This is a genomic window from Butyrivibrio sp. NC2002 (assembly GCF_000702265.1).
Lineage (GTDB): Bacteria > Bacillota > Clostridia > Lachnospirales > Lachnospiraceae > Butyrivibrio.
Map to the genome: position 1 here is coordinate 114,392 of NZ_KL370880.1, position 16,470 is coordinate 130,861.

General features: G+C 40.5%; 12 protein-coding genes. 8 read left to right on the plus strand and 4 right to left on the minus strand.

Annotated elements, in window-relative coordinates:
- Window positions 1–74: 74 nt before the first annotated feature.
- Window positions 75–593, minus strand: a complete 519-nt coding sequence (locus tag T543_RS07715; RefSeq protein ID WP_035767391.1) for a hypothetical protein — start codon at window positions 591–593, stop codon at window positions 75–77.
- Window positions 594–840: 247 nt separating this feature from the next.
- On the opposite strand from T543_RS07715, the gene T543_RS07720 reads away from it, so the two are divergent.
- The 6 genes from T543_RS07720 (at window position 841) to T543_RS07745 (ending at window position 6,851) form a co-directional block, all read left to right on the plus strand.
- Window positions 841–1,914, plus strand: a complete 1,074-nt coding sequence (locus tag T543_RS07720) for a hypothetical protein (RefSeq protein WP_035767393.1) — start codon at window positions 841–843, stop codon at window positions 1,912–1,914.
- 64 nt (window positions 1,915–1,978) lie between these two features.
- Window positions 1,979–2,638, plus strand: coding sequence for a hypothetical protein (locus T543_RS07725; protein ID WP_155843209.1), 660 nt, complete (start codon window positions 1,979–1,981; stop codon window positions 2,636–2,638).
- Between the two features lie 50 nt (window positions 2,639–2,688).
- A complete protein-coding gene (locus T543_RS07730) occupies window positions 2,689–3,291 on the plus strand; it encodes a 5' nucleotidase, NT5C type (protein ID WP_035767396.1) in 603 nt (200 codons plus the stop codon).
- Between the two features lie 812 nt (window positions 3,292–4,103).
- Window positions 4,104–4,577 carry a Cys-tRNA(Pro) deacylase gene (ybaK, locus tag T543_RS07735; RefSeq protein ID WP_197023947.1) on the plus strand — a complete coding sequence of 158 codons (474 nt, stop codon included), beginning with the start codon at window positions 4,104–4,106 and terminating at the stop codon, window positions 4,575–4,577.
- Between the two features lie 76 nt (window positions 4,578–4,653).
- Window positions 4,654–6,048: an MATE family efflux transporter gene (locus tag T543_RS07740; protein ID WP_035767399.1), complete on the plus strand. Its 1,395-nt coding sequence runs from the start codon at window positions 4,654–4,656 to the stop codon at window positions 6,046–6,048.
- Between the two features lie 65 nt (window positions 6,049–6,113).
- Window positions 6,114–6,851, plus strand: a complete 738-nt coding sequence (locus tag T543_RS07745) for a TraX family protein (protein ID WP_035767400.1) — start codon at window positions 6,114–6,116, stop codon at window positions 6,849–6,851.
- A 526-nt stretch (window positions 6,852–7,377) separates the two neighbouring features.
- Here the strand turns inward: T543_RS07745 and T543_RS07755 are convergent.
- The 3 genes from T543_RS07755 to T543_RS07765 form a co-directional block, all read right to left on the minus strand.
- A complete protein-coding gene (locus tag T543_RS07755) occupies window positions 7,378–7,908 on the minus strand; it encodes a hypothetical protein (protein WP_035767402.1) in 531 nt (176 codons plus the stop codon).
- Window positions 7,909–7,972: 64 nt separating this feature from the next.
- Window positions 7,973–8,431, minus strand: a complete 459-nt coding sequence (dtd, locus tag T543_RS07760; protein ID WP_035767403.1) for a D-aminoacyl-tRNA deacylase — start codon at window positions 8,429–8,431, stop codon at window positions 7,973–7,975.
- Between the two features lie 14 nt (window positions 8,432–8,445).
- Window positions 8,446–9,357, minus strand: coding sequence for a DMT family transporter (locus T543_RS07765; RefSeq protein ID WP_035767404.1), 912 nt, complete (start codon window positions 9,355–9,357; stop codon window positions 8,446–8,448).
- A 167-nt stretch (window positions 9,358–9,524) separates the two neighbouring features.
- On the opposite strand from T543_RS07765, the gene pepF reads away from it, so the two are divergent.
- Window positions 9,525–11,324 (plus strand): oligoendopeptidase F, encoded by a 1,800-nt coding sequence (gene pepF, locus T543_RS07770; protein ID WP_035767405.1) that lies wholly within the window; start codon window positions 9,525–9,527, stop codon window positions 11,322–11,324.
- Window positions 11,325–11,621: 297 nt separating this feature from the next.
- On the plus strand, window positions 11,622–16,433 hold the full coding sequence (locus tag T543_RS07775; RefSeq protein ID WP_035767406.1) for a hypothetical protein: 4,812 nt from the start codon (window positions 11,622–11,624) through the stop codon (window positions 16,431–16,433).
- The last annotated feature ends 37 nt before the right edge of the window (window positions 16,434–16,470 follow it).

Below are 16,470 nucleotides of genomic sequence, written 5' to 3' on the forward strand. Positions count from 1 at the left end.
GTATGAGAAAAACAACAAAATAGTCATACCAACAAAGCAAAAAAGAGAAATTTTTCCAATAGCCTTGATTTACTTCATTCCGACTCGCTGGGAAGTACCATGTAGTCAGCCGAATCAAAGTTGTCGGGATCGGCATCCGGTATAGGCTCAAATACAAGAACGCTGTCGCTTTCTTCATAGCTTGCCTTTACGATGCCGTTTTCAACCGATGATACTTCCAGAACGTCTTTGGGTTCTTCGCCTTCACCGCCAAGAGTAAGGATAACTTTTCCATCCTTCTGCTCGCAGGTAAATGGCAGTCCCATGCCGTCTACGGCATTTTCGTAACGACCTGATGTTTCGTCATAAAAAACATAAAAGAAGGTCTTCTCGGGATTTTCATCTGCGGCATTGTAGCAGCTGTATACACCTTTCACGAAGTAAGGTGCCTCCGGAAGCACCTCTTGATCCGTGGTATCAGTTGCTGCTTCTGCATTTTCTGTTTCCGGCACTGTTTCTGCCACTTTGCTACTTGCGCAGCCTGAAAGCATAGCTACTGACAGAGCTGCTATGGTAGTGATCGATAGGGACATTTTCAATATTCTGTTTTTCATTAGTTTCTCCTCACAAATTTTACTTTTTTCATTAATTGGGGTTTTGCATAAATTTTTAACGCTTTTTCTTTTACTAAGGGATATATTAGCAGGCACTGTCCAACATATGTCCAACAAAATGCATTTCATCCTGTAATTCGAGCATTTCGTCGCAGAAAAGTTAAATCGGAGCATAAATCAGTTACAATACAAAGCGGAGTAAAGAGATTTTAGGCAATTAAAAATCATATCCGAAAGGAATAGAGGAATGGGAAAACAATTTTACATTGATACAAAGCAGGTACTAAATAATGCCAAGCAGCTGGATGCTGATTCGGAACACTTGTGGCAAAAAGAAAGAGAAGTATTGGAAGTAAAAAATGACATGCATCTTAGTCTCTCCAATTGTCTGTATATCTTTCAGGTGAAGTTGGTGCTTGATATACTTGCAAGAGCTTTGCATAAAGAGGCGAATCTCGTAAATAGATATGGGATAGATCTCGAACTTATAGCTAATACATATCTTGAAACAGAGGCGCGCTTAACAGGTAATACAACAAAACAATCCAAATATGCTAAAGAGATCAGCCGTCTTTTAAAGGAAAGAAACACCTCTATGGTTGAATCAGATGTATTCAGAGAGGATGGAGAGTATGGTGGAGATCAGGGAAGAGTCAGGGAAATAGCCGGGAACGATGCTGAATTTAAAGAAGCTTATGAATGGATCAAGAAAATATACCCTGGATTGACTGAAGAAGAAGCAAAAGCTATGCTTGATTATGCAACACAAAAAGGATGCGGATATGTTGCAATGTGTAATTCGATCTTTCAGGAATTTGCCGGAAAAGAAGATGAGTTTGAGAAGATTTTTGGTTTTCCTTACTATGATGAAAACGGAAACGTTAATCATGAAAGATTATTCATCGAAATGTATACTACTGCGTACAGAGATGGTATAAATATAGGGAAAGATGGATATCCGCAAGGGACTGGTCCGGAATCAAGAATGGATATTCTCAATAACTATTTAAAAGATAAGAATATAACAGCGACTTCGACACAAAATGTTAAAATGACACCGGAAGATATTGAGAAGTATACAAGGAATGGAAAGTACGTTTTGATAGGAGCGCACCCTGATGGACCTAACGGCACAGATGAAGAAATGCTTTATAATATGGATGGCTCAGAATATGGTCCGATTGGTGCTCATTGTATGATGGTTACCGGTGTGACTGATGATGGCAAGATCATAGTTTCTTCATGGGGAAGGGAATACTATCTTGAAATGTCTGAAATGGACGATAATGAAACGTATATGGTAATAGAATATGATTATTAAAAAATTTACAAAGGGAATAATTGCATTAAGTATATTTGCAGCACTTATATCAGGATGCGCATCTTTGCCTAAAGATAAGGAGCAAAGAAGGCAGCAGGAAATATCAGAGCAGGTAACATCTGCGGAAGACGGAGAACTTTCAGCGAATGACGCCGGATTATCAGATGGAGAAAACAATACAGATTCCGTAGTATCAGATGAAGAAAGCGATACAGATTTTACGGAATCAGATGAAGAAAACAGTGAATCTTCTTTGGAAGAATCAAAAGAAAAAAATACTAGTGAGGAAATAAAAGTGGATATAAGCTCAGTTGATATTGAATACATGGAAGATGAAACTACCCCTATATGGAAAATCAAAAAGGAACTGGATTCGAAGACTTCTTGGTCCGATCATCTTCCGGATAGCCTGACAATTGACAACTTTGTAGCATATCACGCATACAAAGGATATGCTTCGGAAAACGTGAATTTTCTTGTAAATAAAGATGATGAGTTTCTGATGGTATACAGGCTTGACAGTGCCTTTGGAGATCAAACGATGCAGACAGGAATTGTAAAAAATCCTGAAGAATTGTTGCAGATAATATCCTCACTTCCGTATAAAGAAGTGGAATCACCTGAGCTTGATGGCGAAGATGTCAGTTATGGAACTGTGTACTATGAAGAGGATGGTGAAATCTTTTCCTTTTATACTGTCAATATTTTCGAAAATGACCTATAATCACAGAGAAGATACAGTTTTTTAATTGATTAATGAGGTCAGATTTTAGTATGAAAATATATGTGGATTTCGATGATTGCCTGTGCGAAACAGCGAAAGCATTTACTAAGATAGCAGCGAGATTTTTTCAGAAGGATGTTCCTTATGAGGAGATGCATTCCTTTAATTTGCAGGAGTCTTTTGGGCTTACAGATGATGAGTACCAAAAGCTCATGGCAGAAGGACACACGGATGAAGTGCTTTTGTCCTATGACGAAACCCCGGGAGCATCCAGAGTTTTAAATGAATTTATTGATGAAGGTCACGAAGTATTCGTAATAACCGGAAGACCTGCCGTAGCTTACGGAGCATCACGAAAATGGCTTGATGAGCATGGCCTTGATAGAGCGCAGCTCTACTGCCTTAACAAGTATGGCAGGGACTTTTTCCTTAAAGACAGCGAGTTTAGCTTAGAACTTGAAGATTACTACAAAATGAAGTTTGACTATGCAATAGAGGACTCGCCCCTTGCCTTCAAGTACTTTGATCATATGCCGGACCTTAAAGTTATGGTATTCGATCGCCCTTGGAATAAGAACGCCGAGTTCCCAAACGGCAACTATACCAGAACACCTGACTGGGACAAGATAAGACAGCTCATCAGGAAGGAATAATGATTTAAACTCCCCTTAATTCAGAATTCGGTCAGTCATCGCATCTCCGAATTTCTCAAAAGCCCCAAGTCCCCGTGATTTAGTGGCAACTTGTGGCTTTTCTCTCTCTAGGACGTTTGTGCCGAAAGCGCAAAAGCAACAAGTCTGTCCATTTTCCTATATACTTGGGGCTTTTCACCCTTGTCAGAGGAAGAATTCGTTCAGTCACCGCATCTCCGAATTTCTCAAAAGCCCCAAGTCCCCGTGATTTAGTGGCAACTTGTGGCTTTTCGCCCTCCAGGACGTTTGCGCCGAAAGCGCAAAAGCAACAAGTATAGCTGTTTTTCTATATACTTGTGGCTTTTCGACCTTGCTACTAGGAGAATTCGTTCAGTCATCGCATCTGCGAATTCCTCAAAAGCCCCAAGTCCCCGTGATTTAGTGGCAACTTGTGGCTTTTCGCTCTCCAGGACGTTTGTGCGGAAAGCGCAAAAGCAACAAGTCTGTTCATTTTCCTATGTACTTGTGGCTTTTCGACCTTGCTACTAGGAGAATTCGTTCAGTCACCGCATCTGCGAATTCCTCAAAAGCCCCAAGTCCCTGTGATTTCGTGGCAACTTGTGGCTTTTGCCGCTCCGCAACGTTGGCGCCGAAAACTCAAAATTCCTAACCTCAAATTCTATCTCATATATACTCAAAACTTTCGGAAACTTGTGCTAAGATAGAGAAAGCATAGGTTTTTGCTTTTTCTAAGAAAAAAAGAAACCGTGCGGGACCAGGTCTAGCATGGCGAGGAATCTGGTCTGCCAATTCAGAATATTTGAGGATTTATTATGAAAAAAGAAGAAAAGACAAATGTAATGCGTGTGCTTGATGGCAAAAAGATAAGTTATGAGAGCCACGCGTATACTCAGGATGCAACTATGTCCGGAGAGGAGATAGCCGAGGCGCTCTCGGAGAATCCTGACAAGGTATTTAAGACACTGGTTACGCAGGCTAAGAGCGGTGCGTACTATGTATTCGTGGTTCCTGTTAAGGAAGAGCTTGATCTTAAGAAAGCTGCAAAGGCAGCAGGCGAAAAGGCGGTTAGTATGATAAAGCAAAAGGAGCTCCTTCCACTTACGGGCTATGTTCACGGGGGATGCTCTCCCATTGGAATGAAGAAGCAGTTTCCGACATTTATACATGAGACAGCAATGGATTTCGACAAAATATATGTGAGTGCAGGCAAGGTAGGATTCCAGATAGAGCTTAGTCCTTCTGATCTTATCGAGGTGGCTCGCATACAGGTAGCGGATATTGTTTAGGCTTTTGTTTTTTGTTTTTTCCTCAGAAAAACAGGAATCTTTATTTACTGACTTATTCATAAATTAGGTAGGGGTTATGGCAACAAAAAGATTTGACTGGGCAGATTTTTTAAGGAAGGTGGCGATAATCGCAGTGCCTGTGGCACTTCAGAACCTTCTTACAACAACAGGTTCCATGGTGGATACCATGATGATCGCATCTATAGGACAGACTGAAGTAGGTGCGGTTGGACTTTGCGCGCAATTTTCATCACTGATGTTCAGCGGTTATTGGGGATTTGTCGGAGGAGGAATGCTCTTCATATCACAGTATTGGGGAGCAAGAGACGATAAGGGAATTAACAGAGCATACGGACTTACTTTGTCTTGTATGATGGCTGTTGCGCTGTTTTTTGCTGTGATGGCGACATGTTTCCCCAATCTTGTGATGAGCCTGTATACAGATAAGGAATCTATAAGACAGATAGGCATTTCCTATCTAAAAATCGTGGGATTTGGATATCCTCTCATGGTTTTGTCGATGGCTATGGCTGCGCTCCTTAGGTGTACCGAGAGGGTTAGGATCCCGCTTTACGGATCTGTGGCAGCAGTTGTTACCAACATTTTCCTTAACTGGGTACTGATATTTGGACATCTTGGTTTTAAGCCGCTTGGAGTTCGCGGCGCTGCTATTGCAACGGTCATTGCGCAGTTTGTGAGCGTTGCCATTATAACATTTCTCGGAGTAAAAAACGGACATCCATATCTTCTTGCAATAAAGGACCATTTCAAGATAAGCAGGAAATTTGCGGGTTCATATATTAAAAAGTGCATGCCGATAATCTTAAACGAAGTACTGATAGGCCTTGGAAACATGGTAATAAACATAGTGCTTGGAAGACAGCCCGAGGAAGCTATTGCGGCAGTTGCGGTTTTCAGGACACTTGAGGGACTTGTTATAGGATTCTTTGCGGGATTTTCCAATGCTGCATCCGTACTTGTTGGAAAAGAAGTCGGCTCCGGCAACATAGATACAGCTTATAGAAGAGCCTGGAGACTTGTATATCTCTGCCAGGGCGTGATCGGCATGGTTGTGCTTATTCTAGTGATCTTCCATACACCTATTCTTACTGTGATGGGCATGAGCGGCGAAAGCTTCAGGATTGCATTCGGATTTCTGTGCATCTATGCAGTTGCTGCTTTTATCAGAATGGGCAACTGGACACAGAACGATACCTTCAGAGCAGCAGGCGATGCGGCTTATGGAACGATACTTGAAATCGCATTTATGTGGATAATGCTTATTCCTTTGGTGTGGACAGGCGGTATGATATTAAAGCTTCCTACACTCCTTGTGTTTGCATGCTGCTATGTGGATGAGCCTATAAGATATGTACTCATGCAGGTTCATCTGTTCAGGGGCAAATGGATAAAGCCCGTAACACCTGAAGGAAAAGCAGCCATGAAAGAATGGAAGCCAAAAAAAGGTTAACTATCTTTGTACGTAAAACCGTATTTGTGTTATATTAAAAAAAGATATCTTAGGGGGAGATAGATATGGACACAACAACTAATAAAAAATTTGGATTAAGCGGAAATGCGCTTAAAGTAATAGCGATCATTGCGATGACAATAGACCATATTGCATGGATGAATTTCGTATCGTATGCAGAGGCGGTTACGCCATCGCAGATTTTCCTGCACTCGATAGGACGCCTCACAGCTCCGATCATGTTTTTCTTTGTGGCAGAAGGCTACCATTACACCCACAACTTCCGAAAATACTTGGGCAGGATGGCGCTACTTGCGGTAGTTAGTCATTTCGCATTTTGCTATTATGCGGAGTATGGCTTCAATCCACTTGAAAATCTGATATTTAATGCCACAAGTATTGCTTGGCCTTTAATGTGGGGGCTTATATTCCTTAAAACCTGGGATATGGAAAAATGGGGATTGTGGCTAAAAATCCTTATAACCTTGGTCGGATGCGTAGTGACATTTAGCTCGGATTGGAGCTTTGCGGCACCTCTTGCCATCCTCGTAGTTGGAAGATGCAGAGGTAATTTCTATAAGCAGATGCTGGGACTCATGTTTGTAGTATCGATATATGCAGTGGAATTCTTTATCTTCAATAATGAGGTATACGGAATCGTTCATCTTGCAAGCTGGTTTGTGGTTCCGCTTCTTGGTCTCTACAACGGAGAGCGCGGGAAGATAAAGTGGCTTGGCAAATTCTTTTACTGGTATTATCCGGCACATCTCGCTCTTCTTGGTTTATTCCTTAGATTGACATGAACAACCTCCGCCGACTATGTCGGAAAGAGTTTTCGTACTGATACATCATAATGAAAAAAATAGAGCGGTGAAATGCTTTTTGCAGATCACCGCTCAAAATAATTAATGCATCTTGCGGCAAGAGCGAAAAGCCCCAAGTACATAGAAAAAATGATAGACTTGTTGCTTTTGCGCTTTTTGCCACAGCGTCTCGGAGTGGCAAAAGCCCCAAGTAGCCACGAAATCAAGGGTACTTGTTGCTTTTGAGGAATTCGGAGATGCGATGCCAGAACGAATTCTTCTTCTGGCATAAGTGAAAAGCCCCAAGTACATAGAAAAAATGATAGACTTGTTGCTTTTCAACTTTCTGCCACAGCGTCGCGGAGCGGCAAAAGCCCCAAGTCGCCATGAAATCACGGGTACTTGTTGCTTTTGATGAATTCGGAGATGCGATGACAGAACGAATTCTTCTTGTGAGAAGGACGAAAAGCCCCAAGTACATAGAAAAAATGATAGACTTGTTGCTTTTGCGCTTTCTGCGCAAATGTTACGAGACGACAAAAGCCCCAAGTCGCCACGAAAACACGGGTACTTGTTGCTTTTGAGGAATTCGGAGAAGCGATGACAGAACGAATTCTTCTTGTGAAGGACGAAAAGCCCCAAGTACATAGAAAAATTGATAGACTTGTTGCTTTTCAACTTTCTGCCACAGCGTCGCGGAGCGGAAAAAGCCACAAGTTGCCATGAAATCAGGGGTACTTGTTGCTTTTAGAGAATTCGGAGATGCGATGACAGAATGAATTCCTCTTGTGAGAAGGACGAAAAGCCCCAAGTACATAGAAAAATTGACAGACTTGTTGCTTTTCAACTTTCTGCCACAGCGTCGCGGAGCGGAAAAAACCACAAGTTGCCTTGAAATCAGGGATACTTGTTGCTTTTCAACTTTTTGCCACATCGTCTCGGAGTGGAAAAAGCCCCAAGTAGCCACGAAAACAAGGGTACTTGTTGCTTTTGAGGAATTCGAAGATGCGGTGACAGAACAAATTCTTCTTGTGACAAAATCGAAAAAAGAAGTCATGGATTCCCGTTTTCCTGAAGAAAAAAACAGGAATCTGCTAGATTCCTGTTAAAGCTTAAATTGATTACTTTCCCTTCGACATCAGGTCGTCGGTATCTAAGATGATCGTGACAGGACCATCGTTTACGGAGGAGACCTTCATGTCAGCTCCGAATACGCCGGTTCCTACTTCGAAGCCTTTGTTTCTGCACTCGGAAACGACAAGCTCGTATAAAGGTTCTGATATTTCGGGCCTTGCAGCATCGGTAAACCCGGGTCTTCTTGATCTGCAGTCCGCATAGAGTGTGAACTGACTTACAATAAGTAGCTTTGCTCCTGCATCTGCGGGATTTACATTCATTTTGCCGTCTTCATCCTCAAATATACGAAGACCGCATATTTTATCAGCTATTTTAAGAGCATGCTCTTTGGTATCATCTGTATGTACTCCCAAAAGAACCAGAAAACCCTTGTCTATACTTGCTACTTCTTTTCCATCTATTGTGACGGATGCAGACAGCACCCTTGTTACAACTGCTCTCATTTTTTATCCTTTCATCAGCCTTCAATAATTGCCAGTATCAGAATTCCGGAGATAACAAGGAACAGGAAAAAGTACTGTTTCCATGTGAGCTTCTCTTTAAGGAATATTCTGGACAGAAGCAGGGAAACTACGCATACGGATGAGATGATAGGAGCTGCAATAGCGCCATTGTCACTCATGGCAAATACATAGGTGAATTGTCCTGTCGTCTCGCAGAGAGCTGCAATGATCTTATCCCGTTGCTTTGGAAGTTCATATTTTACACCCTTTATCTTCATGAAGATAAGGAATACGATCGCTATTACAAAAAATGTGAGCTCGTATGATGTATTAGCTACATTCTCAATTGTCTCTTCAGTTACGTTTATAAGAGGGCTTGTAGCTACATCATCGAGATAGTAGATGTCGAGGAAGCTTCCGAGGGCATCAATTGTTGCATAGCAAAATGGCATGGCAAAAGCTATAGCTGCCATCTTTTTCCCTAGTATCTTCTTGCGGTCTGTTGAGCCTGTGTTTTCAAGGAATCCAATTCCCAGAATACCGATAACTATAAGGACGATGGCAAATATTGATAAATGCCCGATCGTCTCACCAAGGAATATAACTGTCATGACAGAGCAGATAGCACCTGATGTATTCTCGATAGGGTCGGATATTGACTCTTCTATGAAACGCATTCCGAAGAATGAAAATGCCATCGATGCGATATAGCAAAGTGATACAGGAAAATAGATAAGGAGATTCTTGAAATCATATCCTATTTGTCCTGTAAGTAGAGTAAAGATGGCATGTATTCCCATGACAAAACCGACTGCAACGGAAATCTTTAAATGAGCGTATTTCTCATCAGGTCTTGCACCTTTTTTGTAGAATAATTCAGCAAGACCCCAGATAAAGGTCGTTGCCAGTGTAAAAAATAACCACATATAATGTCCTTTCTCATATAACTGTTTGGGTTTACTCCGTGAAATTCGGAGTGCACCTAATTTTACTATAAAAATACTAAATTTGGCATTTTTTTGTTAAAAAAGTCGCGCAGTATGTTAGAATATTCATTGTGCAAAATCTAAAAAAGAAAAGGAGACAGACAGTTATGCAGGATAGATTACCGAAAAGATCTGAGGTTGCAAATGAGCTTACCTGGAGACTTGAAGATATATATGAGAATGAGGCTGATTTCGACAAGGAACTCGAAGAAACTCTTTCAATCGCAGATGAGATAAGAAAGCTTGAGGGCAAACTCTCAGAGAGTGCAAAGACCCTTCTTGAAGCACTAAAGCTCTATGAGAGAGCAGCTCTTTTGATGTCAAGATTCAGAGGCTATGCTCACATGCGTCACGACGAGGATACCTCCAACTCCAAGTATCAGGGAATGGATCAGAAGTCAGTATCAGCCATGGTTTCATTTGGTGAAAAGACTTCTTTTGTTGAGCCCGAGATCCTCCAGATATCTGATGATAAGCTTGACAGTTTCTATAAGGAGGAGCCTGAGCTTAAGCACTTTGAACTTAAGATAAAGGAAATCAGAAGATTAAAAGACCACATTTTATCAAAGGAAATGGAACAGCTTATTGCTTCTGCAGGCGAGATGCAGCAGACAGCAGCAAACGGCTTTTCTATGCTTTCAAATGCAGACCTCAAATTCCCAAGTGTCAAGGACTCAGAAGGAAAAGAGGTTACTCTTTCTAACGGCAGATTCGTTCCCACCGAGATGTCCAAGGACAGGGAGCTTAGAAAGAGAGCTTTCGAAGCTTTTTATGGCAGATATGAGGAATTTAAGAATACATGGGCAACACTCTATGACGGAGAGGTTAAGGCCAGAATTTTTAACGCCAAGGCAAGAAAATATAACTCCAACTTTGAGGCAGCGGTTGATGAAAATAATGTAGATCCTGCTGTTTGCGACAGACTTATCGATTCTATTCACAAGGGCTTTGATAAGATGCACCGCTACGTTGCACTTAGAAAAAAGCTCCTCGGAGTAGATGAGCTTCATATGTATGATGTATATGTTTCCATGATCAAAGATTTTGATATGGAGGTTTCATACGAGGAGGCAAAAGAGATATCCCTTAAGGCACTTGCGCCTCTTGGCGAGGACTACCTTGAGATAGTAAAACAGGCTTATGACAACCGCTGGATCGACGTTGTTGAGAACGAGGGAAAAAGGAGCGGCGCATATTCAAGCGGTGCATACGGAGTTCACCCTTATATGCTCCTTAATTACAACAATACACTTGAGGATGTATTTACTCTTGTCCATGAGATGGGACATTCCATGCACACCTGGTATTCAGATCATGAGCAGTCAATTTTTGATTCTGAGTACAAGATATTCGTGGCAGAAGTAGCATCTACAACCAATGAGGTTCTTTTGTACCATTACCTCAAGAATCACGCCAAGACCAAGGAAGAGAAGGCTTATATCATCAATCACTTCCTTGAAAGTTTCAAGTCAACAATGTACCGCCAGACTATGTTCGAGGAGTTTGAGAGAAAAACCAACACTATGGCAGAGGAGGGAATCCCTCTTACTGCTGAGTCTTTGTATGATGTATACTACAACCTCAATAAGGAATACTTTGGAGAAGATATGATCTCTGATAAGGAGATTGGATGGGAGTGGTGCAGAATCCCTCACTTCTATTACAATTTCTACGTTTATCAGTATGCAACAAGCTTTGCAGCATCTGTTGCGATCGCAAGTCGTATCCTCAAAGAGGGTGCACCCGCAGTAGAGCAGTATAAGAATTTCCTTAAGAGTGGCTGTACCAAGGATCCTGTAAGCCTTCTTAAGATTGCCGGAGTTGACCTTACAACATCACAGCCCATAGACGAGGCAATTGAGGTATTTGGAGAGGCACTTACGGAAATGGAAGAACTGTACAAATAAAATAGTGCTTTGATTTATGATCAAAGAATAAATACATATTGTAAATATTAAAAAAGAATATTATTAAGAAAAACCATCTTAACTCCTTCTGATTTCTCTGTTAAGAATCGCAGGAATTGAACAAACGCGGTTTTCATGCTGATATAATTACCTATGGTGAGGAACTTCGTGAGAATTTGCTTTTTTCATGAAGGAAGTAAAGATGGTTTTTTGCATAAAAACAACGCTTTTTGCAGCTATGTGATTTACTAGCATGAATCTTTCGGTTATTTGTTTTTTTATTGAAGGGAGATAGTTATGCCTAAGACAAACAAAAAAATTTTGGAAACATATATCAGCAATGTTGCAAAGAGCTATAAAGAAAAAGAAAACAATTATACAAATACATTTATGGGCTTTATAAAGAGAAGTCATGAGCTTATCAAATATTTAGATCAGAATACAAGCAAGTATGATGAAGAAGAAATGGATGCTGCTTATGGGAAGCTCTATGAGATGCTGACTTTAGCTGAAAAAGAGATGGGAACAAAGGATGCACGAGTAAAAACGATCAATACCACTGATAAAGATCTGTATCTCAAATTGGAAGCGCCCATGACGGAATTTAGTGTAGCATTCAAGGGTGCGTTAGTTGATCAGAACGAAACTATCGAAGCATATGTAAATTTACGCGACGGTTATCATGGTGCTGTAAATGATGTGATGAAACAAAACGCAGAAGCGGAACTAAACAAAAAGTTTGCGCCATATTATGAAGCAATTGATAAGAACCTGCTTGCTATTGAAAAAATAGGTAAAGAAGCTGATAAAAAGCATTCGGAGGAACAGCTTGAAGACGATCCTTACACTGTTATGAGAGTAATTCATTCTCAGGCACAGTACATGAGTACTATAGGTCTGGATAAGCATTCTGAGATGCACATGTTAATAAAGAGAAACCTTGTAGAAGCAACACGCGAAATCATGGAGTTTTATCAGAACAATCTCTTTTCAATAGAGAGAAGATATGCTATGGACAGCGAGGAAAAACTCCAGGATCTGACAAATGCAGTAAACAGACTCTTAACCGAGAATCAGACCTATCTTTCTGAGATTGAAAAAAATGATCACGAACTAGGTGCGGCTCTCGGACGTTATATCACAAATATTAATGATACTGTGACCAAAGATATGAATGCGCTCATTCAGATCAAAAGATATAATGACTGGAAACAATGGGAAGGTTATAAGAAAGAGCTACAGATAAAAGAAGATACTATGATGTATCTTGGCAAGAAGGAACTCATGGAGAAGCATGGTCTTACAACAGATGATCAGTTCTTCTATATGGTAATGATGAATCTGGATAAGGAACGTTTTGATAGATTTCCGCATACCCAGAAGATTCTTGACGTCCTTGGAATTAAAGAGGACGATGTTCCCGAAAATCTTAGGAAAGACCTTGTAGATTTAAAAGAAAAGATGATGCTGGCTACAACCACTACGATAGCCCATTATGTGAAGGATACAGATCCTGAGACGGGTAAACAATCTACACATTATCTTAACTATAAAGAGCTGACTGATCTTGGCCAGATCTATAGAGACTGCATAGATGGAGTAGAGGCTTTTAATAAAAAACTTGCAGAGAACAATGAGCTAAATACAGAGTCTGTAAGGAACAAGCTTGATGAGCTTGATCAATCATTTAGGAAGACTTATTCAAGTGTGGATAGAGTAATTGGCTATATTGAACTTAATGCAAATAAAGAAGAAAAAGACACTATCAGACCCTTCTCTATGTATGAAATAGATGGACAGACTAATCCTGAGTTCGGGAATAATCTGTTTAGCAAGATAGAAACTATAACAGCAGCGGGCGATGTATTAGTAAGCTCTTTTTCAGAAAAAGAGAGAAAGAACAAGGCTGTATCAGAGCAGATCGAACAGCTTACTGAGATGAAAAATGCTCTGAATAAGCTAAAGACACAGACAATACCTAATATGCTCGTTCAGGATAAAGAAACTGTCCTTAAACTGGTTACAAAAGAGGATATTGCTAACAATATCAAGGATTTTCAGGATGCTTCTTTAAAAATGTTTCCTGTGATCAAAGACTTGGAAAAGAAACTTAAGGAGGAAAAAATTAAGCCTCAGGAAAGAGAACTTTATGAAAAACTCGCTCCTGTGTATGCTCAGTTGTCCCAGAAATATCTTTTACTTGAGTATCTGCTAAATCCTGACAATGCCGACACTGAACTTAAGAGAGACATGGATATGTTTAATGATGCTGTATCCAGAAAGGAGACTCTTAAGAAAGTTCCGGATAGCCAGATCCAGTTCTTTAATTATGTGGGCACTTGTCGTGAGCTTATGAATAAGGGACAGATGTTCCCACAGTTCTTGTTTGAAGATCCGTTGTCAGATAGAGCAAACGCCATTGTATCTTTGCAATTTGCAAAACAAAACAGAGATGCCTTTGAAGAACGCGCAAGGTCTATTCTTACGGTACCGTGGAGTGAAGCCGGAACCAAGAATCTCTCAAATCTTGAAGAGTATAAGATTCGTAACCTGCAGGCTGGCGAAGAAGGTCAGATTGTCCAGTATGCTACTAAAAATGACAGAGCAGGATTTGAAGAGGTTTTGAACAAGTCTCTTGAAAACTTCCCGGACTATCTTGGCAAAGATGTTGTGCAGAGGATACGTGATTATTATCACTCAATATCTACTTTCCAAGGCTTTGATGGAGAAGAACTGCAAGCTCCTATTGAGGGTATTTGCGCAAACTTTGATAAATATGACGAAGGCGGATTCCTGAATGCATTTTCACAGCAAGAACTTGATGCTGGTTATAGCATGCTAAGGGATCATGTTCAGGAATTAAATGCCAATCTTATTAATGCCGGCTTCAATGCTACCGCACGAAGACGTCTTTCAGAAGATCCTAGTATACCAACTGGCTATAACCTTGGAAAAGCAAAGGCGGTAGCTACAAACGTATTTGGTGTCAATAATACAGCAAAAGTGAGTCTACTTAGTGATGCCAATATGCCTATGAGTGGTGGACAGGCTAAGCAGAATCAATATGTTGATATTGTTGTCGGAGCTGTCGATAAGAATTACAATGCTACATCCAAGCTTCCAAAAGATGGAGAAACAGTTTCTGAAGAATTCTATACCACTACAAAAGACTTCCGAAGAAGTGACTTTGTTGCCTTCATGGGTATGGAGGAAAATCCTGCGGATATTTTAGCGGAGGCACAGGGTAAGTCCGAAGAAGAAATAAAGCAGCTTGTCAAAGATAAGATGGGGAAACTTTCTGATAATAATGAGGGATCTCAGAAGAAGTTTACTAATAAGCTTATCTCAATAGATGTTTTTGATAACGCTGAAAATTTGGCTAACATGGCTGATCTACAGGTTATGCACTATCTTTCCGGAATAAAGAAAATAGGTGTGGATGATCTGAGGATTGGATTTAAGACAGATGAAAGCGGCAATCTAGAGGTATCAAGTATAACAGGCGCAAATACTAAGGATGCTCCCTTCAGGATGCTGACCCCTCTTGAGGAAAAGAGACTTATACAGCCTGAAGATATGCTTGTAATGACTGAGGAAATGAAGGAAAAGGTTCTTCGTTGGGCTAAAGATGAACCTGAGTTTACTCCCGAAGAAAAGGAGCAGTTTGATCTGCTTCCTCAGGCGAGCTTTGAAAGTTTTAGAACTAGAGTCCGCACTCTTGCTACGGTTATAAAGAACTCTGAAAACTATAATTTTGCTCAGAAAGATCCTGTGCATGACGGTAAGTTATATGCAAGCCTTACAACAGAACGTGGAAAGATAAGGGTTCTCAAGAGAGAAGACTTTAAGAACCTCCATATAGACGATCTGGCAATTGGCAAGAACAATGTTGCAGATAAAACAAACAAGAATATTTTTGATGCTATGGCAGATCTTCCGGAGGCTTGCAATGAAGCACTCATTGACAAGTGGAAGGCAAAGTGGGCTCTTACTGATTCAAAGGACTTTGGCACTAATGTAAGTCCTCAGGATATTGCTCGGCATGATGTTGCAGGCTTCGTACCTGCCGGAGTTGAAGAAATGAACAAAAGATTCTATAAGGCGGAACAGCAGCGCTTTATGGATAAGTGCCTCAGGATCACCGGAAAAGTCATTGTTATGGATAAGGATAGGTCTAAGGAGTACTTTGCACATTGGTTCTTTGGCGGCGACACCAAGAAATATACTAATGTAAGGGATGCTGGCGAAAAGCTGGATAATGCAGTAACTTATGCCATGAGGCTCAGAGACCTGGAGACTCAGGAGAGAAAATATCCTCAAGCTTTTCATAATACTATTCCTGATGAACGAGAGAGAACTGAAATAAAAAATAAGCTAAAAGCATATAGGGAAGAAATACTTAAAAGAGCACAGCAATTTGCGATTGATCATGATTACAATGTGCCTGAACATTATAATGAAATACCGGAACCAATCCTGGAGACTCTTAAGCTGTATCCTGTAAAGGATGCGCTCGTTAACTACCAGAGCAAACTTGAAGTATATCTTAAGAAGCGTGAAGGCGGAAGAAGCAGCGACTTTGGTAATGACAGGTATGCTCATATGCTTGGAATCTATAAAGATGTTAATGAGAGACTTGCCGAATATGCAGCGGTTACAGGTGATACATCTGTTTTGCCCAAGGTCGCAGTAATAGATGAGAATAAGAAGGTCACATTTAAGCCATTGTACAATACTAACCTTGAGTACAAGATGAATATTCCGCCGCATGTTAAGGATGCCATTAACCACAAAGTGAAGATTGCAGCTCTATATAACGAGATTCAGCCTATGCAGCTGTATGATGCGCCGGCAAATAATAACAATAAGAAGAAGGAAATCAATATTAATATTAATAAGATCGATATTGATAATGTAAAGGCTGAGCCTCTGATGGAAAACGATGGTAACGAGATCATTATTGACGAGCCGAAAAAATCTAAGGTCAACAAGACTAATGTAAACAAAATTATGAAGGAGCAGAACATCGTAATTAATCAAAAGATCATAGTGAACAGAGATAATAAGAAAAGCAACATTATCGAAAATGAAATTGTAAAGAAGCAGTGAAATCGCTATAATTGTAGTAAATACAATGTGGCGGAGG